Source organism: Vibrio aestuarianus (genome assembly GCF_028858425.1).
Taxonomy (GTDB): Bacteria; Pseudomonadota; Gammaproteobacteria; order Enterobacterales; family Vibrionaceae; genus Vibrio; species Vibrio aestuarianus.
On sequence record NZ_JAKNYQ010000001.1, the window covers coordinates 3,001,920 to 3,021,846 of the forward strand.

The window sequence follows — 19,927 nt, forward strand, 5'->3', positions numbered from 1 at the left end:
ATTAACGACCTTTAATCGCGTCTAACATGCCCCACATTGGTAAGAAAATACCGAGTGCTAGCACTAATACCATACCAGCGACAATCACCAATAAAATCGGTTCGATGCGAGCCGTTAATGTTTTAAGATCGTAATCCACTTCTCGATCATAGAAATCAGCGACTTCCAGCAACAACTCATCAATACGTCCCGTTTCTTCACCCACTGAAATCATCTGAATGACTAATGGGGTAAAGATCTGCGCATTAATTGCTGTAGCTGACACGCTTGTCCCTGCTTCAATCGCGGCTTTCATTTCCAATAGCCGAGACTCTAAAAACTTGTTATCTAATGCTTCTGCAGATAAAGCGACAGCTTGGTTAAGCGGTATACCTGCTTTCAACATTAACGCGAAGGTGCGAGAAAAACGCGCAAGCTGCGCTCTGTTGACTATGCCACCGACTATGGGCATCCGCAGGCGAAATTTATCCCATTTCTCACGACCGGCAGCGGTATTCAACCACGCTCTAAATCCAAATAAACCACCAATAATAACGCCGACCATCATTGGCCAATAGTTGACAAAAAAATCTGACATACCAATCAAAATACGCGTCGGTAGTGGCAAGTCGACACCAAAACGACTAAACATACTGGAAAATTGAGGTATCACTTTAATGTTGAGAATAAATAATGCGACCACGATAAAGCTAATCACAAACGTTGGATAACGCATTGCCGTTTTAATCCGCTTACGAGTTTCCACTTCTTGTTCGTAATAGTGAGAAAGTTGCAATAACGCCTCATCAAGTCGGCCTGTATTCTCCCCGACCTGAATCATAGAGACGAATAATGGGCTAAATACTTTAGGGTGTAATTGCATTGAGCCAGACAAACTACGCCCGTTTGTCAATTCTGCACTGACCTCTTCTAATGCTTCTTTCAACTGTTTATTAGCGCAATTTTGGATTAACCCTTTCATTGAGCGTAATAACGGCACACCAGCTTTGGTTAAGCTATAAAGTTGACGACAAAATATCACCAATACTTCGAGCGGTACTGCTGGTGTGAATACGCTTTTCCAGTCAACACTAAAGCCAGAGGCTCCCTTATCTGATGAGATAAGCGTCGGAATAACCCCCTTGTTAAATAACGCTTCAGCGGCTAGCTCTTCAGTTGGAGCTTCCACTTGCCCAGAGGCTTTACTGCCATCTAAATTTCGGCCTTGATAGCGATAAGTTGGCATTGGTTATCCTATAAATAAATCGCTTGGATGACGCCCGATGAATCACCTTCACCCAAGCTCATCACTTCATCTAAACTGACGATACCTTGCAACGCAAATTCCATCGCTGATGCCAGCAGTGGTTTATACTGCTCGGATTGACGCGCAGCAGCGGCAAAGCCAACCGCATCATTCGACCTTAAAGCATCCATCATACCGTGTTCCAGCTCGAGCATTTCAAACACACCAATTCGACCACGGTATCCGGTTAAATTACAGTTTTGACAACCGCGACCGTGGGTAAATGTCGCCTCGACTTGGTTTGGGAAACGAACCGCTAACCACTGCTTACGAGCCTCATCGACGTCATCATTGGTCTTACAATCTGGGCACACTTTACGCACCAAACGCTGTGCCACTACAGCACGTACGGCACTGGCTACTAAGTAACCTGGCGCGCCCATATCCATCATCCGTAAAGCACTGTCGACCGCATCGTTGGTGTGCAACGTACTGAGCACCAAATGACCGGTTAGTGCTGCACGCAAGCCAATTTCAACAGTTTCTTGATCACGCATCTCCCCAACGAGAATGATATCTGGGTCTTGACGCAAAAAGGTTCTGAGTACTTTTGAAAAATCGAGATCAATTTTGGTATTGATTTGTACTTGGTTAACACGCGGTAAACGATACTCGACTGGATCTTCAGCAGTAATGATTTTTTTGCCCGGAACATTGAGTTCGGACAACGCACCGTACAAGGTGGTGGTTTTACCTGAGCCGGTTGGTCCGGTGACTAAGATCATGCCATGTGGACGTTTCAGTTGGCGACGCAAGCGCTTAAGCAGATCATCGGGAATACCTGATTCTTCTAGCTTACGAACTCCAGAAGACTGATTGAGCAAGCGCATCACCACAGACTCACCATATTGCACTGGCATGGTAGACATACGAATATCGACCGATTGGCCTTTAACTCGGATATTAAAACGACCATCTTGTGGCAGGCGTTTTTCTGAAATATCCAGGTTTGCCATCAGCTTTAAACGCAGTACTAACGCAGAAGCAATGTTAGTTTCATTGAGGAGGGTTTCATGCAATACGCCATCAATACGCTGACGCAAACGCAACACATTGGCATCCGGTTCGATGTGAATATCCGATGCCCCGACTTGAATCGCATCTTCAAATAGTGAGTTAATCAGCTTAACAACCGTAACTTCATCACTATCGTCTCCACCAATATCAAAATCAAATGCATCGTTACCTTGGTGCTCAAGCTGTAACTGTTCGGCAAAGGAGGCAATTTCTTTTGTACGGCGGTAATAACGGTCAAACCCTTCAACCAGTTGTTTTTCAGGTGCGATAGCAAATTCAAAACGATATTGAGGCAGTTGAGTTAACAGTGATTCTTGGGCAAAGAGATCCGCAGGATCACTCATTGCCACGCGCAGTGTGTCGCCATTTTGACCAATAACTAGAGCACGTAGACGGCGCGCATGAACTTCAGGCAGTAGTTGCACCGCATCAATATCGACGTTCGCTCTGCTCAAATCAATTAAAGGCAGAGAAAGCTGCTGAGACAAAAAGCTCAACATTTGCTGTTCCGATAAAAAGCCAAGTTCGATCAGGGTGTCACCGAGTTTACGACCGGTGTTTTTTTGCGCGGCAAGCGCTTGTTCGACCTGCTCTTCAGTAATGATGCCTTCTTCAACCAGCAGATCGCCCAGCCGTTTACGTAACTTAATTTGCATTTGTACTCTCCTCTAAACTACCGAGCACTTTCAGGCGATCACGAATAAACAGCTGTGACTGATTAGAGAGCCCGACTTTAGTGAGTGATTGTTGATAAGAGTATTTAGCTGCGCTTAAATCCATATTTCGCTCTTGGGTAATAGCAAGCCCAAGCCACCAGCGAGCATTCTCACTGTCTAGCTTGACTAAAGATTGGTAGCTTTCCAAAGCCATCGTATCTTGTTTCACTTTTTGTGCTAACGCTGCCCGCAGCGCAAGATAGTCCACGGAAGGATTATGCGGTAAGTGCACTAATGGGGTTAATGCTGCCTCTGTTTGCTTTTCTTTAAGCAGTAATTTAGCCAAAGCAATACGTAACGCTTCACCTTCATAATTCGATTTGATACCAGCCTGCAAGATATCGAAAGCCTTGCGTGCATCACCTTTACCGTAATATAAAGCAGCCAATTTTTGGCGAGCAATGTCATTATCAGGAGTGTAACGCAATACTTCATTGTACGAATCTAAGGCTTCTTTCAGTGAATTACTGTCTACCGCTTTAGCGGCGCGCTGCATCGCTTTTTCTGCAAGTTGCTGTGGGGTTAACTCGACTTGTTCGATCATCACACTAGATGTATCGACAATCACAGAAGCCTCTGGTATTGACGCAACTTGCGCAATCTTAATCGGTGCATTTTTTTCTGGTTCAGCATGAGAAGGCACACGCTGCACTTCAACATGTGATTTAGAATCAGTGCGAGACTGTACCGAGGGCACTGAATAAACCTGACCATCATTGGTCACTATTTTTTTGGTTGGTGACGGAACCTCTTGCTCACTAAAAGCAATGGGGGTTGTCAATGTGCTGACTTGCTCGCTAACCGTCACTTGCTGCTGTGAAACAGCCCAACCACCAACCGCTAAACTGGCAGCAAAGCCGGCAACTAACCATAACCAAGCTCGGCTGCGCTTTACTTTGGCAACCTTTGCTTGTTCAAGGCTCGCCATCGTCGGGCGTTGCTGTGCAAGTTCGGATAGCGCATTATTAATAGCACTCATGACTGACTCCATCCCCAAATAAAAGGGCGTTTAAACTTAGGCTTACAGGTATCAAAAGTGTCGTGAATAGCTGTAAATAGGTGTTGATTATCAATACTCGATTGCCCCTGAGTAAATGCGAGCAACAGTGCTTTATGACAAACTTGATTAATCAAACGTGGTATTCCATGACTTGATCGCCAGATGGCTTTTTTCTGCTCAAGACTAAACAGTTCCGTTTTAGCGCCAGATTTAGTGAGACGGCTATCGACATAAGCGACAGACTCATCTAATGATAAAGGTCGCAGAGAGGCACTAAATGTTATCCGCTGACGAAATTGTCGCAAATGGTGCTGTGCTAAACGCTCATCCAACTCGGGTTGCCCTATCAAAACCAATTGCAGTAATTTGGTGTATTCAGTTTCTAAGTTACCAAATAACCTTAATATTTCTAATGCATCGTCAGGTAAGGCCTGCGCTTCATCAACGATAGCGACCACTCTTTTTCCTTGCTGCTTGAGCGAAATCAGTTGCTTCTGAATTTGGTCAACAATATCGGCTTCATTTTGTTTGCCCAGCCCTAATTCATTCGCAACCGCTTGCCGCAGTTCTCGACCATTTAAGGCGGGGTTGGGCAGGTAAATTAACTCGATATGTGGTTGCAGGTGATTGATCAACATTCGGCAAACCATGGTCTTGCCCGTCCCCACTTCACCCGTTATCTTGATCACCCCCTCACCTAACTCAATCGCAGCACTCACCGTCTGAATCGCTTCATAATGTGGGGCTAACCCCAAAAACAACGAGGTATTGGGCGTTAAGTGAAAAGGTAATTGCTCAAAGCCAAAATGCTCAAGATACATGGTGTTTATTCTTCGTCTGGGAACCACTCCTGCAGCAATTCACGTGAACGTTCGAGCTCTTTTTGCCAAGTATTGACACCAACGACGGTTGGTTTAAGCAAAATGACCAGTTCTGTTTTTTGTGTGATTTTAGATGTATTTCTAAATAAGTGCCCAAGTGCAGGAATGTCACCTAAAAATGGTACTTTAGAAACTTGATTTATATTGTTGGACTTCATCAAACCACCAATGACCACAACATCGCCATCCTGAGCTCGAATAATGGAGTCAGACTCTCGAATCGTGCTTTTTGCTAGAGGTAAAATGATTTTCGTCTCACCATAATCAATTTCTTTACTCTGCTGCTCGACTTCAATAACCGCAGGATGAACATGGAGGAATACATTCCCTTGGTCATCAATTTGCGGTGTCACATCCAGAGAAATACCAGAAAAGAATGGCGTTAATTCAACTTCAGGTGCAACATTTGAGTTATCACCATTACCCACTACACTCGATAAATCAGTCACATAATATTCATCAGCCCCAACTTTAATCACTGCTTTTTGGTTATTGGATGCCGTTACTCGTGGGCTAGAAAGAACATTGAGATCACCTTGTGTACCCATAAAGCTCAACACGGCATCAAAGCTACCGCTTGATATCACAACATTTGACTGGCCACCCAGTAATGCGCCGATCGAATCTAGTCCTGGTAAAGCTGCCGGTAAAATATTTCCAGCGACATCTTTGACGATACTGCCAGCCCCAATAGTATAATTGGTACCATTTGAGGTGAACATCTTCGACCAATTGATACCTTGCTGGTATCCATCACTTAATGTGACTTCTAGAATTTTGGCTTCTAAAATGACCTGGCGTTGCATTCGATCATGAGAAATCCCGAGAAAATTGCGCACTTCGCGAATTTCATCAGGGTAAGCTCGAACCGTAATCACACTGGCTTGAGGCGTTACGACAACACTTTGTCCCTGCCCTGAACCAATCAACTGCAAAACGGCTTTTTCTAACTGCGGCCAAAAGTCACTCTCACTGATAGTTTCAATCTCAGTGCCACCTTTAGTGGTCGTCGATGAGCTACTATTTGAATTCGAACTGCTATTGGAACTATTGGATGAATTAGAATTGTTATTCGAGCCCGTATCAGTGTTAGTGATGGTACCGGTAGTAATCGATGTCAGCGAGCGACCTGTGCGCTTGAGCTGCAAATAGTCGACCGGAATCGTCACCGTACGTAAACCCGCCGGATAGACTTGAATCACTTTGCCTTTTTTGGTGATTTCAAATCCATACATATCGCGTACAACCGATAGCACATCATCAAGTGTGACATCGGTTAAGTTAACCGTTACACGTCCTTCAACATTAGGGTGAATAGCAGCACTAAATTCTGTTCCTTTGACCAAACTGGCAAAGAAGGCTTTTGCCTCAACATTATTGGCTTTAATTCGAAAACGCTTCACCGTTTCTTGGCTGCGTGGTGTTACCCCTTCAATGTCAGGCATAAGGTCAGCTTCCACAGAAGGAGGAAGCGCGTCTAAGTTTCGGCCATTCGATTCATTAATCGACTGATTTAAAGATTGCTTAATCTCTACTGGATCACGATGTCCCATCGAACAACCCACTAATGATGTAATCAACACGCCTAATACGATTTTACGCATACGATTTCTACTACCTTACTGCTTAATATCTAGGGAAAAGAGGCCTAAGTTCCATAACCTTCCTCCACGAGAAAGCGTCACTTGTTGAGGTTCAATCGCTTGCACGGTATAGCCCCTCAATGACTCCCCAACGGTGATTACCTCGTCATTCAACACGGCAACACATGGTGTCGTTTGCTGGCAGGTAATACTTTGCAAAGTAGGTAGCGGATAGCTAACCACCTTTTTAGCGGGAACAACACTTTGTTCTACCCAGCCTAATGGTGCGGTAGGGTCTTGCGTTGCCCAACAATGGAATGCAATAGCCGACAACAATAATGAGAAAACAACCTTAGCCACCAATAAACTCCTGTCTAACCCCTAACGTATACACTTCCATGATCACTCTGGCTTGAGGGTAATCTTCCACCGAGTATTGAAAGTGACGCCAGTAATACTTCATTGGTAAACTTTCCAGACTGGCGAGATAGTTTAAAATTGCAAAATATTCCCCAGTAAACTCAAGTCGAACCGGGTGGACATAATAGCCTGAATATTCTGATGTTTTACTGTTATTGGCTATCGATTCTGCACTTAAAGACTCTAACGACACAAGTTTTAAATTTTGACTGTTCGCTAACACGCTTTCTAACTGTTCTGCCATTTGCGCTGGTGTGATCAAGCTGTCGACCACTTTGGATAACTCCAGTGACAGCGCTTGGCTTTGCTCTAATAACTGTTTGAACTCTATATCAATCTCTTGATTTGGATCTTTATTGAGTTTAGCAGTAAGTAACAGAATATCGCCTTGAATACGCTGATTGCCTTGCTCAAGCGATTGAAGTTGCAATTTATTGGCTGTGATTGACTTCAGTGTCGGTTCCAGTAATACGCTAAAAATCAACAATACGCTGACTACTAGCCCACACAGTGCAATTAACACTTTCTCGCGCGGGCTAAGTTTTGAGAATTTGTTATTGAGATCCTGCCAATTCATTATTTATCACCTTCCGTTGTTTTAAGCTCAAAGGTGATGATGTCTTGCTCATTACGACCTATTTTCAGCTTCTCAAAGCTGCGTCCAACCAAGTTAAGCTCACTTTTAAACTGGCTTAACCAATTAGGAATCACTTTAGCTTCACGAGCGAGGCCGTGAAGATCAAGCTTGTCTGAATCGATCTCGATTGAGGTTAATGAAATATCATTGCGACTTAATTTGGCCAATGAGCGCATCACTCCTGAATAGCCTACTTGTTGCGATTCATCGAATTGATGCACGGCATTTAAAGAGTCCTGCTTGGCTTTTATTTCAAGCTTAAGTCGCTCAATCGCGGCTATTTTCTCCGCTGATGGTTTATGGCGATCCGCTTTTTGTTTCATTTGATCAAATTGAACTTTCAGTGTTTGAGCTTCGCTTTGTACCATTTGTAACTGTTGAAGTTGACGCTGATTTTGCCATTGACAACCACCATACATAAGCAGCATCAACAATGTCACACCACCCCATACCGCAACCACTACAGATAAAGAAAAATAGTCTTTCTTCGGTTTGAGATGCTCTGGGTACAGATTTAGCATCTCATCATTAATGCTGGTGATTTTTTCGAGCAAAAGATCCACAGAATCAGGGTGGCGTTCATCCAATAAAGAGACTTTAACGCTTAAACGCTCATTTAGCGCATCGACTAACTCTTGTTGATCTTCTTCATCACACTGCACTTTTAACTGATGAAGCGAGGCACCTTTCAGTTGCGATGAAAGGTAATCAATCGAACGTTGCAGCTCTAAGGCTAGTCCATCAAGTTGTAGTGCTGAACTTGCTACACCAGTTATAGGGGGAACCACACCTCTTATGGTGCGTTGAAAACTGCATTTACGGTCAATAAAGGCATCGAATTTAAAACTGCTATTTTTATTGCGATGCAATAAAAGAAAGTTACCAAGTTCCCCAGCACTTCGTGCCCACACTTCACTTTCAGGGATAACTTTACCCAGTAACAAACCGTTGGCTTGCAATAATGCACTCACCTCCAAAACCAAACGTTTTGCCACCACATAAGCCTGAATTTTATTGCCAATAGGCAACGAAAAAGCATCAGCAACGATTTCGGTCACTTTTTCGTTAATCAGGTCCTTGAGTAAAAATGGCAGCGCAACTGACCACTCTTCCTTTGGTAAATTAGGTTTTTCTATTTGATAGGTTTGATAAAGATTGGAGTGCAAAACAAGGTGAACCACCAAACCTTTTGCATTAAGCGCCTTTACGCTATCGAGTAATACACTCTGCCACGTTGATCCCTCAAGAGGAACCTCTCTTGGCAAAGTAACGCCCTCTAACGAGGAGAAATAGATAGCCTCTGGCTGTACAACAGCAAAAAGTTGTTTAGTAGCCGCTTTTGATGGCTTTATTTTTTCAATCAGTGACTGAACATTCATTGAGGATCACTTTTATTTTTTACGCCAACGATTTCTTCGCCCTGCTTTTACAGTAGGAGCAACTATTTTCTCTGGTAACAAGGGAAGCTCTTCTTCAAACAATCGCCCTTGCCCACCTTGAACACCAAGGTTTTGTAATGTTCGCCATTCTTGTTCGGTTTCAACACCGACAGCAATAACCTGTGTCTGTGTTCCACTACAAGCACCAAGCATACTGCGAACAAACAATTGATTCTCATGCCGTTGGTCTATTTTTTTAACCAAACTGCGATGTAATTTAAGATAATCAATGTTTAAATCTTTTATGTAGTGGGTACTGACGATGGTTCTACCCGCTTGGCCCACGACCACTTTAGCGCCAAGGCCTGAAATCATTTTTATTACAGGCCGCATATAATCAAGATGCTGTACTAATCGCCCTTCTGGAAATTCAAATGAGAGCAAAGCCCTAACATCAGAAGAGAGTTGAAGTAACTCATATCTAAACCATTTGAAGTATAGTTTATCGGCAAAAGGGAGCACATGCAGATTAACTGAAACCGGATCAGTGAGTTCTGACTTTTTTAACAAGCGTAGCACTTTCAATAGCACCGCACGATCCATCATCATTTCATAACCGACGGTTTCTAGCGCCGCATGAAAACGAGAAGCTTTGATCACACCTTGCTCAGGATCATCAATACGAGCAAACAATTCGTGGTGTACCCATGTTAAATCATTTGATTTTTCAATTAAATAACAAGACTGCCGGTATAATAAAATAGCATCTGGAGTGAGCACTTGATCAAACAAGGTTCTCCAACGAACGCTTCCTCGCTCTTCTTGGATAAAATTGCTCTTTTTAAAACGACTCCAAGTATTCACGCCTTGTAACTGCGCACTTTTCAGTGCCGTTTCAGCTTCATCCAATACTCGGCCACGTCGCTCACCTTCGCTGTACATGCTAATACCAATGTGACACCAATTTTCTGGATCAAGAGGCTCTGGAGGGTTAACGCGTGCAAATAATTTCAGGCATTGCACTGCGATAGAGGCGACCTCTTTGACGCCCTGATGAGGCACAAAAATAGCAAAATCCGCATCGTAATAGCGCGACAAAATGACATCAGGATAACGCTGTATCACATTAGAAATACTTTCACCCACTTCGACGATTAGATCGTCCGCGACTTTTTTACCGCACTCTTCGCACAGGGAATCCCAATCATCAATACGTATCATCAACACTCCACCACGAGCACCACTTTCAAGTAAAGCGGATTCCAATTTGCTATCAAATAATACGCGGTTAGCTGTTCCGGTCAGTTTATCTAAGAAAGTCTGAGTACGAATGAAAGTATCGAATCGGCTGCGCTCTTGACGGGCATCTTGCAGCTCATCAATTAACACATCAAGCGCTTCACTTGCGGTGTAAGGCCACTCACGGTGATCACCTTGCGCATATTGCTCTACTCGACCAGCTAAGATCATACGACCACGCTCTTCAAGCAATTCAGAGCCTATCAACTGCTCTTTCAACCATTTGATGCCTCTGATCAAACAGAAAACTATTAGCCCGACCGCTAGGGTAATTGACCACATCGCTCCTAACGAATAGCTGTAGCCAAGATATGGAGGAATGGCCTTGAAAGAGAGGCTATAACTGGGATTGCGCTGTAAGGGGATATCAATATGATAAAGACGCTCAGGTGCAATTGTTGAAGAGGTATCTTTAAAACGATAGATAACACCCGCTTGTGAAGTTAGCTGCATCTCGACAATATTGCTGGCTTGCAACATTTTAGGCATCCAACGTTGCATTGAATACGCGGCGTCAGGGTCTTCCATTTCTTTATCTACGACTTCCACAATCCCGGTCAGATAGTGATTGAGGTACTCTTGTCCCATACGCTGAAAAGACAAGGTTCCACCAATAAACAAAATAAACATCGCACTGGTAACGATTAAGGTAACAAATGCCCCTAAGCGCGTGCTCAGTTTCAATGTGGGGGTATACCGCATGAATACTGAATTCCTTTTCGATTCAAACCATATAAAAAGAAAATGTGCCGACAGATAAGAAAGTCTTAACTAGGGCGTGCTGACCTAATGATAACTATATAAAAAAGCCGCGGTTTTCGCGGCTTTTTTCGAAATTGGAGCGTTTAAAACGGGATGTCGTCATCAAAATCCATTGGTGGCTCGTTATATTGTGGCTGAGCCTGTTGAGGTGCAGACTGCTGCTTCTGAGGTTGTTGCTGCATCGCTGGTTGTTGAGGTTGTCCCCATCCACCTTGTTGCTGAGACTGAGGCATACCACCTTGAGCAGGTGCACCGCCTTGTGCACGACCACCTAACATTTGCATCACGCCGTTAAAACCTTGAACAACAACTTCTGTTGTATAACGGTCTTGGCCACTTTGATCTTGCCACTTACGCGTTTGTAATTGGCCTTCAATATAAACCTGTGAACCTTTACGCAAGTATTCACCAGCGACTTCAGCTAATTTGCCAAATAGTGCAACACGGTGCCATTCGGTTTTTTCACGTTGCTCACCCGTTGCTTTATCACGCCATGACTCTGACGTTGCGATGGTGATATTTGCCACAGCACCGCCACTTGGCATATAACGAATTTCTGGGTCGTTACCTAGGTTACCCACTAAAATAACTTTATTTACTCCACGGCTTGCCATGTTTTGCTCCGTCTTCCATCATGAGTGTTCTAAAAATAGCTGACTAGGATACCACGCTTTACGCGGGGTACAAATATACATAGAGAGACTGGCAAATATTCAGCGCTATGCCCCACCCTTTTTCTCTTTTTTAGAACAGCCCCCTCAAAATTAAGGGTGATAAAACACTCATTTACTTTCTCATATGAAACCCAACGCAATTTTATTTCTTTGATTCGCATTATTTTGGTAGTTAGTTCATTTTCGCGACAGATGGATAATTGTTATCCACTGAGGAAATAAAGGATATCCCATTAACAGGACGTTAAAATGAGAAAAGCCAACTACACCCGCACCATTTATTTTTTGTGTTTAGATGATCAAAGCTCCTCACCCTATATCGAACAGCTTACCTCGTTGTTAGCGCTACCGATCCCCCAAATAGAGCCAGAAGCACTGCGCCAATCTAGCGGTTTTGATAAACATAAAATACTAATGATTGATTACGGTAACTATGCACAACTTAGGCAACGGCTAGGCAATAGCCCACTAAACAGCCATCACCACGAAACGATATTATTCAACGTATCACAGCGTCTTACCACCGATGAATTACTCACCTTTGGTCATTTAAAAGGGCTATTTTACCGTAGCGATAGTTTCGAAAGCATCGCACATGGACTCGGTGAGATCATTAATGGCCAAAACTGGCTACCTCGCCATGTCACCAGTCAATTATTGCATTATTACCGTTATACTTTTGAGTCTCATACTGCACAGGTCATTACCGATTTAACCGCTCGCGAGGTGCAAATTTTGCGTAGCCTTCAAACCGGAGCATCCAACAGTCAGATGGCTGAAAGCCTGTTCATTAGTGAGTTCACCGTAAAGTCTCATCTTTATCAAATATTCAAAAAACTCTCAGTAAAAAAACGCTCACAAGCGATCGCCTGGGCAAATCAAAACATACTGTCTTAATTATGAGGCATGGCACAGAATTTCATCAGCATCAAAGTGTTGTTGATGATACCCACCAGTAAAGCGTGGTAAGGTTGCGCCATCCTCCAATTATTATTCACAATTATAAGGTTATAGCATGATCAAAAAGTGCCTATTCCCAGCCGCTGGCTACGGTACGCGTTTTCTTCCAGCGACTAAATCAATGCCAAAAGAAATGATGCCAGTGGTTAATAAGCCACTGATCGAGTACGGCGTTGAAGAAGCGATTCAAGCCGGGATGACGGGAATGTGTATCGTGACCGGACGAGGTAAACACTCGATCATGGATCACTTTGATAAGAACTATGAATTAGAACATCAAATCAGTGGCACCAACAAAGAAGAGCTGTTGGTTGATATCCGTGAAATCATCGATACCGCTAACTTTACCTATATTCGCCAACGTGAAATGAAAGGCTTGGGTCACGCAATCTTAACTGGTCGTGAGCTGATTGGTGATGAACCTTTTGCTGTCGTGCTTGCCGATGACCTTTGTGTTAATGAAGAACGAGGTGTTCTGGCGCAAATGGTCGCCCTGTACAAACAATTCCGTTGTTCTATTGTTGCGGTTCAAGAAGTTCCTGACAATGAAACACACAAGTATGGTGTTATCTCTGGTGAGATGATTAAAGATGATCTATTCCGTGTTGATGACATGGTTGAAAAACCAGAACCAGGTACCGCGCCAAGCAACCTTGCCATCATCGGCCGCTACATCTTAACGCCTGATATTTTTGACTTAATTGAGCAAACAGAACCAGGTAAAGGTGGGGAAATCCAAATCACCGATGCACTGCTTAAACAGGCGAAGTCAGGTTGCGTGCTTGCTTATAAATTCAAGGGACAACGTTTTGACTGCGGTAGTGTTGAAGGCTATATCGAGGCCACTAACTACTGTTTTGAAAACATGTATAAGAAAAATGAGCAGAAAGTCGCGCTAGACAAACATTCAACGCACAAAGCTTAACTTACCTATATTGTTCAGGCCCTAGTTGCTGTTTAGTTAAGCATCTTATGAAGCAAAATAGTTGCCAATAAAGCCACGTTAAACTGCGTGGCTTTTTATTTACTGTTTTTTTATCCAGTATCTATTTGCACAAAACTCACACTATGCAATACTTGCCACACTTGGTGTTACATAGAGCATAGATGATGGATAAAATCGAAGTTAGGGGCGCACGAACCCACAATCTAAAAAATATCAACCTGACTATCCCACGCGATAAATTGATTGTAATTACTGGACTTTCAGGGTCAGGAAAATCGTCGCTTGCCTTTGATACTTTATATGCGGAAGGCCAACGTCGCTATGTTGAATCTCTTTCTGCCTATGCTCGCCAATTCTTATCTTTAATGGAAAAGCCCGATGTAGACCATATTGAAGGCCTTTCTCCAGCGATATCTATTGAACAAAAATCGACATCACATAACCCACGTTCGACAGTCGGCACCATTACTGAAGTCTACGACTATTTACGCCTACTTTACGCTCGTGTTGGTGAGCCTCGCTGCCCGGAACACAAAGTGCCATTAAGCGCACAAACCGTTAGTCAAATGGTCGATAAGGTTCTTGAGCTCCCCGAAGGCTCAAAAATGATGCTGCTAGCGCCCATCGTCAAAGAGCGCAAAGGTGAGCACGTCAAAACATTGGAAAACCTTGCAGCCCAAGGTTTTATTCGTGCCCGTATAGATGGTGAAACTTGTGATCTTTCCGATCCTCCAACACTAGAACTGCATAAAAAGCACACCATTGAAGTAGTGGTTGATCGCTTCAAAGTTCGCAACGACTTACAGCAACGCCTCGCTGAATCTTTTGAAACCACTCTTGAGTTATCTGGTGGTATTGCAGTCGTAACGGATATGGATGGTAAAGGGGAAGAAATTGTATTTTCGGCTAACTTTGCCTGCCCACATTGTGGTTACAGCATGCAAGAGCTTGAGCCTCGACTGTTTTCGTTCAATAACCCAGCAGGGGCCTGCCACACCTGTGATGGCTTAGGAGTACAACAATACTTCGATCCTGAACGTGTAATACAAGACAGCAGTTTGAGTTTAGCGCAAGGAGCCATTCGCGGATGGGATCAAAAAAACTATTACTACTTCCAAATGCTCACCTCACTTGCAACACATTATGATTTTGACTTGCATGTGCCATTCAACAAATTACCGAAAAAAGTCCAAGAGATCATTTTAAAAGGATCTGGCAGAACTGAAATCGAGTTTAATTATATCAATGACCGTGGCGACATTCGTGTTAAACGCCACCCATTTGAAGGGATTCTTAATACCCTTGAGCGCCGTTACCGTGATACAGAATCAAATTCAGTGCGTGAAGATTTGGTGAAATACATTTCAACCAAACCATGCACCAGTTGTGATGGTACACGCCTACGTGTTGAGGCTCGCAATGTGTTTATCAACGATACGGCACTACCTGAAGTGGTTGAGCTTAGTATCGCCGACGCGCTGCAGTTCTTCCAAACCCTAGCGCTGACTGGGCAAAAAGCACAAATTGCTGAAAAGGTGATGAAAGAGATCAATGATCGCTTACACTTCTTGGTCAACGTAGGGCTTAACTACCTAAACCTCTCTCGCAGCGCAGAAACGCTCTCGGGCGGTGAAGCCCAACGTATTCGACTCGCAAGTCAAATTGGTGCTGGCTTAGTCGGTGTAATGTACGTTTTAGATGAACCGTCAATTGGTCTCCACCAGCGTGATAACGAACGGCTATTGAAAACATTGACCCATCTGCGCGATCTCGGCAATACCGTACTGGTTGTGGAACATGATGAAGACGCAATCCGTATGGCTGACCATGTCATCGATATTGGTCCAGGAGCTGGTGTTCATGGGGGGCAAGTAGTAGCGGAAGGAAATGTCGACCAAATCATTGCTAACCCTAACTCGCTCACTGGTCAGTATCTCAGCGGTGTAAAAGAAATTGCCATCCCTCAGCAACGTACTCCAAGAGATCCAAAGAAAACCGTTGAGCTTATTGGTGCATCAGGCAATAACTTGAAAGATGTCGATTTATCGATACCTGTCGGTTTATTTAGTTGTATCACTGGTGTTTCTGGTTCTGGTAAATCCACCCTCATCAATGACACATTTTTTAAGATTGCTCATACCGCTTTAAATGGTGCAACTACTGCTACACCAGCCCCCTATAAGAAAATAAAAGGGTTGGAACATTTTGATAAGGTTATTGATATCGACCAAAGCCCAATAGGCAGAACACCGCGCTCAAATCCAGCGACCTACACAGGCATTTTTACACCAATTCGTGAGCTATTTTCCGGAACTCAAGAATCACGATCTCGTGGTTATAAACCGGGCCGCTTTAGTTTCAACGTGCGTGGTGGTCGCTGCGAAGCTTGTCAAGGTGATGGTGTTATCAAAGTAGAAATGCATTTCTTACCTGATGTTTACGTCCCTTGCGATGTATGTAAAGGCAAACGCTATAACCGTGAAACGCTAGAAGTACGCTACAAAGGCAAAGCGATTGATGAAGTACTCGAAATGACGGTAGAAGATGCGTATCAATTCTTTGAACCAGTTCCCGTCATTGCGCGTAAGCTAAAAACATTAATTGATGTCGGCTTATCCTATATTCGTCTCGGGCAAGCGGCCACAACCCTATCTGGAGGGGAAGCACAACGAGTCAAGCTAGCTCGTGAGTTATCTAAACGTGATACCGGTAAAACCTTGTACATCTTAGATGAACCAACAACAGGTCTTCACTTCCACGATATCCAACAACTGTTGATTGTCCTGCACCGCCTACGTGACCATGGTAATACCGTGGTGGTGATTGAGCACAATTTAGATGTAGTGAAAACCGCAGACTGGATCATTGATTTAGGGCCAGAAGGTGGTCAAGGTGGTGGCCAAATTATTGCCCAAGGGACTCCAGAAGATGTTGCACAGGTCGACATATCTCACACAGCTCGCTTTCTTAAGCCTATGTTGAAATAGAAAAAAACGGTAGAGTAGAGAAACCAGCACTCACGATGGCTGGTTTCTTTTCAACTGGAACGTGAGACCTATGGCTACATTGCATCTAAGCGGTACGCAGCTTGAGAACCAAGCACCAGCAATCCCTTTAAATAAACCTTTTTTATTTTCGATTAGCATCATCTATTTACTGGCGATGCATTTTTTTATGCCTAACCCTGGTGGTTCAGGTTTAGCGCTATCTTTTAACCCAACGACTTGGTTAACGCTGAGCATCACGCTCTCATTGGGTTTATATCAACTAGCTTCTAACCGTCGGCTACGTTATTCCAAATTAACTATCGGCTTGTTGATTAGCTGCATCATTATGACCATTCCACTGCTTTACACCAATGCGTCACTGGAACTGTCAGTCAGCCGCTTGGTAGGGCTATGGTGCGGGCTATTGCTTTTTGTCTTACTACAACAATTCCGTTTTAGTAACAAACATAAACAGCGATTACTGTGGTTTATTGTATTAGGCGTGTTGATTGAAGCTCTGTTTGGTTTCTATCAGTATTTTCTATTGCAACCAAATAACCTATTTGGTTATAACACTGAGGTAAATCGGCCTTACGGCATTTTTCAACAACCTAATGTCATGGCAAGTTTCCTTGCTACTGGCTTGGTGATTTCCGGTTACCTGCTTGCTCGCCAACCAAAAAAATACAATCAACAATTAAGCGCTGTAAGCCTTTTATATTTCACTCCGCTTTTAACCGCACCGTTATTGGTCGTACTAGCCTCTCGTACTGGCTGGCTTGGTGCAATATTAGGGATTATGTTCGTTCTCCCTTACCTATTTCGATTCTCGACGCCAAAACGCTTTTGGGGATGGAGTGCTGCAACATTAATCGGTATCTTGCTCGGTATTGCTGCAATGTATACTCAGGGAAGCGATGGGTTTGTTAGCAATAAAGCCGATCTAGAAAGCCCTCGCCGTTACACCTTTCCTCAAACGCTCGACATGATCATTGAAAAGCCATTTACAGGTTACGGCTACGGCAAGTTTGAAGCGGAGTATTTGCTTTATACCGCAAGACAACATCAGCTAAATTCGAGTTATCATCCGGGGCTCCATTCCATGGATCACCCACACAATGAATTATTGTTGTGGGGGGTCGAAGGCGGGTTACTGCCCGTTATCGGAATATTATTGGCGATTGCCTTCGTAATGATGAGGATATATTCAGCCAAGAAAGGAACAAGGCTCGCAATGTTTGCCTTGTTTATTCCTATCGTCTTACACAGCCAACTGGAATATCCGTTTTATCACTCGGCGGTGCATTGGATAACCTTTATTATCTTGCTTTTTTGGGTTGATCAACGTGTTGCCAAATATAAATACGCACCATTTAGCTCGGTGAGTAAGTCATTACTGAGGGTCATAAGTTTAGTGGCTCCTGTACTGACGGGTTTTTACATGGTGAGTGCACTGCACACTAACCATGTACTCACTCAGTTTGAAAAATCTCAACCACCAAACCCTGATATCTTACAGAAGGTCACCAATCCTGTAGTGTGGAGAAATCGCTTTGATTGGGATGTGTATAGCACCTATCTCAATATTGGTTTATACACTCAAGACCCCGAATTTATAACGCCTTATATAGATTGGTCATTAGAGATCATTAAGCACCAACCTCGGCCTACCTTCTACAGTAATTTGGTGATTGCTTACCAAGGCATTGGCGATGATAGTCGTGCCGAGCAAATTCGCTCTGAGGCCCAATTTCTATTTCCCGACATAGATTTTAGTACCGTGCAATATATTCGACCATCTAGTGCTGCTTCAAGTAGTGTGCAAGCAACGGCTACTGAATAATTGCCTAACTATGACCAGTAGAGTAACCATTAAGGCTGCTCTACTGGTTTTATTCTACTCAGTTAAAGACTCTTCTAACGCCCGCAAACACAAGGCTATATTTTCTCTACGAGCCCCATAGCCCATTAAGCCAATACGCCAAGCTTTACCCGCAAGAGCGCCTAAACCAGCGCCAATTTCCAAATTATATTCACTGAGTAAGTGGGAGCGAACCTTCGCATCATCAACACCTTGAGGAATATATACCGCATTAAGTTGCGGCAACCGACTTTGCTCTGGCACCACAAAGTTAAAGCCAAGTTTCTCTAAGCCTTGCTTTAACTTTTCATGCATATCACGATGACGAGACCAAGCTTTCTCTAGTCCTTCATTTTTTAGCATTAGCAGCGCTTCGTGTAGCGCATATAAGCTGTTGACTGGTGCGGTGTGATGATAACTGCGTTTACCTTCACCACTCCAATAGCCGAGCACCAAGCTTTGGTCTAAAAACCAACTTTGTACAGGTGTCGTGCGTGATTGAATTTTCTCAATCGCTTGAGCGGAAAAAGTCAACGGCGATAAGCCTGGGGGACAAGATAGACATTTCTGGCTACCAGAATAAACGGCATCTAACTGCCATTTATCGACATAAAGTGGCACACCGCCTAGAGATGTTACCGCATCTACAATACTCAACATGTTATTTTGCTTAGCCAACTGACCTAACGCTTGTGCATCACTCAATGCCCCGGTTGATGTCTCCGCATGCACAAATGCCAATATTTTTGCATCGGGGTTCACCTTGATCGCTTGTTCTACTTTATCAACCGAAACTGGCATCCCCCATTCATCATCAACCAACACGACTTCCCCGCCGCAACGAATGACATTTTCTCGCATTCGCTCACCAAACACACCATTGCGGCAGACAATGACTTTATCACCGGGTTCTATTAAATTGACGAAACACGCTTCCATACCAGCACTGCCTGGCGCAGAAACTGCTATCGTGAATTCATTTTGCGTTTGAAATGCATATTTAAGTAGCTGTTTGAGCTCATCCATCATCTGAATAAATAACGGGTCTAAGTGACCAACGGTTGGACGACTTAGTGCTTGCAATACTTGTGGGTAAATATCTGAAGGACCAGGTCCCATCAAGATCCGTTGTGGTGGGTTGAAACTGGTAATGGACATAATTGCTCCTTGCTTGCGGCCAAATGTGGAAAACCAGAGTAAAGCAAAAATCACCTAGCAACAATTCGACAGAAGTCTAGAGGTCAAACCAGTGTCACAATCTGGTTAATTTTATTTTACATTTGAACTTAATTAGCAATTGACATTAATAGTTCAAAAACGTTCAATGAATGAGCTATCTAGCAGAAGAGGAGCACTGCCCAGGCAGATGTTTTGTGGAGCCTCAACTCCAAAACAAAGCATTGATGGGGAGCAGTGCCGAGATGAACCAAGGTTGTGGATTTGGTTTGTCGGTTGAATGGGCTGAATCCCTTCAACTGTCATTAGCCGCGCTGATGAAGAGCTTCTGAGGTAAACCAATC

General features: G+C 43.7%; 15 protein-coding genes and 1 riboswitch. Of the genes, 4 read left to right on the plus strand and 11 right to left on the minus strand.

Annotated elements, in window-relative coordinates:
* Window position 1: 1 nt before the first annotated feature.
* From MCT08_RS13685 to MCT08_RS13730, 10 genes are all read right to left on the minus strand, one after another.
* Entirely contained in the window at window positions 2-1,225 is a 1,224-nt protein-coding gene (locus MCT08_RS13685; RefSeq protein ID WP_053308821.1) for a type II secretion system F family protein, read from the minus strand.
* An 8-nt stretch (window positions 1,226-1,233) separates the two neighbouring features.
* The gene (gene mshE / locus MCT08_RS13690) at window positions 1,234-2,958 is read right to left on the minus strand and encodes an MSHA fimbrial ATPase MshE (protein WP_274678626.1); all 1,725 of its coding nucleotides are present in this window, start codon (window positions 2,956-2,958) and stop codon (window positions 1,234-1,236) included.
* Window positions 2,948-3,997, minus strand: a complete 1,050-nt coding sequence (locus MCT08_RS13695) for a tetratricopeptide repeat protein (protein WP_171979700.1) — start codon at window positions 3,995-3,997, stop codon at window positions 2,948-2,950. The genes mshE and MCT08_RS13695 overlap by 11 nt, the downstream gene beginning before the upstream one ends.
* Window positions 3,994-4,839, minus strand: coding sequence for an ExeA family protein (locus tag MCT08_RS13700; protein ID WP_053308824.1), 846 nt, complete (start codon window positions 4,837-4,839; stop codon window positions 3,994-3,996). The genes MCT08_RS13695 and MCT08_RS13700 overlap by 4 nt, the downstream gene beginning before the upstream one ends.
* Window positions 4,840-4,844: 5 nt before the next feature.
* Window positions 4,845-6,503: a pilus (MSHA type) biogenesis protein MshL gene (mshL, locus tag MCT08_RS13705; RefSeq protein WP_168523517.1), complete on the minus strand. Its 1,659-nt coding sequence runs from the start codon at window positions 6,501-6,503 to the stop codon at window positions 4,845-4,847.
* A gap of 15 nt (window positions 6,504-6,518) precedes the next feature.
* Window positions 6,519-6,845, minus strand: coding sequence for an MSHA biogenesis protein MshK (locus MCT08_RS13710; protein ID WP_168523519.1), 327 nt, complete (start codon window positions 6,843-6,845; stop codon window positions 6,519-6,521).
* Window positions 6,835-7,479: a type II secretion system protein GspM gene (gspM, locus tag MCT08_RS13715; RefSeq protein WP_053308827.1), complete on the minus strand. Its 645-nt coding sequence runs from the start codon at window positions 7,477-7,479 to the stop codon at window positions 6,835-6,837. The genes MCT08_RS13710 and gspM overlap by 11 nt, the downstream gene beginning before the upstream one ends.
* Window positions 7,479-8,918 (minus strand): MSHA biogenesis protein MshI, encoded by a 1,440-nt coding sequence (locus tag MCT08_RS13720; protein ID WP_274678628.1) that lies wholly within the window; start codon window positions 8,916-8,918, stop codon window positions 7,479-7,481. Before MCT08_RS13720 ends, gspM begins: the two co-directional genes overlap by 1 nt.
* A 12-nt stretch (window positions 8,919-8,930) precedes the next feature.
* On the minus strand, window positions 8,931-10,919 hold the full coding sequence (csrD, locus tag MCT08_RS13725; RefSeq protein WP_274678630.1) for an RNase E specificity factor CsrD: 1,989 nt from the start codon (window positions 10,917-10,919) through the stop codon (window positions 8,931-8,933).
* A 143-nt stretch (window positions 10,920-11,062) separates the two neighbouring features.
* The gene (locus tag MCT08_RS13730; RefSeq protein ID WP_053308830.1) at window positions 11,063-11,593 is read right to left on the minus strand and encodes a single-stranded DNA-binding protein; all 531 of its coding nucleotides are present in this window, start codon (window positions 11,591-11,593) and stop codon (window positions 11,063-11,065) included.
* Between the two features lie 309 nt (window positions 11,594-11,902).
* Between MCT08_RS13730 and MCT08_RS13735 the strand changes: the two genes are divergently transcribed.
* The 4 genes from MCT08_RS13735 to MCT08_RS13750 all read left to right on the plus strand — a co-directional run bounded on the left by MCT08_RS13735 (window position 11,903) and on the right by MCT08_RS13750 (window position 18,389).
* Window positions 11,903-12,550: a LuxR C-terminal-related transcriptional regulator gene (locus MCT08_RS13735; protein WP_274674860.1), complete on the plus strand. Its 648-nt coding sequence runs from the start codon at window positions 11,903-11,905 to the stop codon at window positions 12,548-12,550.
* A gap of 118 nt (window positions 12,551-12,668) precedes the next feature.
* The gene (gene galU / locus MCT08_RS13740) at window positions 12,669-13,538 is read left to right on the plus strand and encodes a UTP--glucose-1-phosphate uridylyltransferase GalU (protein ID WP_053308832.1); all 870 of its coding nucleotides are present in this window, start codon (window positions 12,669-12,671) and stop codon (window positions 13,536-13,538) included.
* A gap of 185 nt (window positions 13,539-13,723) precedes the next feature.
* On the plus strand, window positions 13,724-16,546 hold the full coding sequence (uvrA, locus tag MCT08_RS13745; protein ID WP_053308842.1) for an excinuclease ABC subunit UvrA: 2,823 nt from the start codon (window positions 13,724-13,726) through the stop codon (window positions 16,544-16,546).
* A gap of 70 nt (window positions 16,547-16,616) precedes the next feature.
* Window positions 16,617-18,389, plus strand: coding sequence for a PglL family O-oligosaccharyltransferase (locus MCT08_RS13750; RefSeq protein ID WP_274678632.1), 1,773 nt, complete (start codon window positions 16,617-16,619; stop codon window positions 18,387-18,389).
* Window positions 18,390-18,443: 54 nt separating this feature from the next.
* Here the strand turns inward: MCT08_RS13750 and MCT08_RS13755 are convergent, their stop codons facing one another.
* On the minus strand, window positions 18,444-19,565 hold the full coding sequence (locus MCT08_RS13755; protein WP_274678633.1) for a pyridoxal-phosphate-dependent aminotransferase family protein: 1,122 nt from the start codon (window positions 19,563-19,565) through the stop codon (window positions 18,444-18,446).
* A 178-nt stretch (window positions 19,566-19,743) separates the two neighbouring features.
* A riboswitch (Lysine riboswitch) is annotated at window positions 19,744-19,919 on the plus strand.
* Window positions 19,920-19,927 lie beyond the last annotated feature (8 nt).

Excerpts from the sequence above, each read along its gene's own strand:
- MCT08_RS13735 (WP_274674860.1), top strand. The coding sequence starts at position 11,903 with ATGAGAAAAGCCAACTACACCCGCACCATTTATTTTTTGTGTTTAGAT.
- gspM (WP_053308827.1), bottom strand. The coding sequence starts at position 7,479 with ATGAATTGGCAGGATCTCAATAACAAATTCTCAAAACTTAGCCCGCGC.
- MCT08_RS13695 (WP_171979700.1), bottom strand. The coding sequence starts at position 3,997 with ATGAGTGCTATTAATAATGCGCTATCCGAACTTGCACAGCAACGCCCG.
- uvrA (WP_053308842.1), top strand. The coding sequence starts at position 13,724 with ATGGATAAAATCGAAGTTAGGGGCGCACGAACCCACAATCTAAAAAAT.
- MCT08_RS13720 (WP_274678628.1), bottom strand. The coding sequence starts at position 8,918 with ATGAATGTTCAGTCACTGATTGAAAAAATAAAGCCATCAAAAGCGGCT.
- galU (WP_053308832.1), top strand. The coding sequence starts at position 12,669 with ATGATCAAAAAGTGCCTATTCCCAGCCGCTGGCTACGGTACGCGTTTT.
- MCT08_RS13685 (WP_053308821.1), bottom strand. The coding sequence starts at position 1,225 with ATGCCAACTTATCGCTATCAAGGCCGAAATTTAGATGGCAGTAAAGCC.
- MCT08_RS13700 (WP_053308824.1), bottom strand. The coding sequence starts at position 4,839 with ATGTATCTTGAGCATTTTGGCTTTGAGCAATTACCTTTTCACTTAACG.
- mshE (WP_274678626.1), bottom strand. The coding sequence starts at position 2,958 with ATGCAAATTAAGTTACGTAAACGGCTGGGCGATCTGCTGGTTGAAGAA.
- MCT08_RS13750 (WP_274678632.1), top strand. The coding sequence starts at position 16,617 with ATGGCTACATTGCATCTAAGCGGTACGCAGCTTGAGAACCAAGCACCA.
- MCT08_RS13730 (WP_053308830.1), bottom strand. The coding sequence starts at position 11,593 with ATGGCAAGCCGTGGAGTAAATAAAGTTATTTTAGTGGGTAACCTAGGT.
- MCT08_RS13755 (WP_274678633.1), bottom strand. The coding sequence starts at position 19,565 with ATGTCCATTACCAGTTTCAACCCACCACAACGGATCTTGATGGGACCT.
- mshL (WP_168523517.1), bottom strand. The coding sequence starts at position 6,503 with ATGCGTAAAATCGTATTAGGCGTGTTGATTACATCATTAGTGGGTTGT.
- csrD (WP_274678630.1), bottom strand. The coding sequence starts at position 10,919 with ATGCGGTATACCCCCACATTGAAACTGAGCACGCGCTTAGGGGCATTT.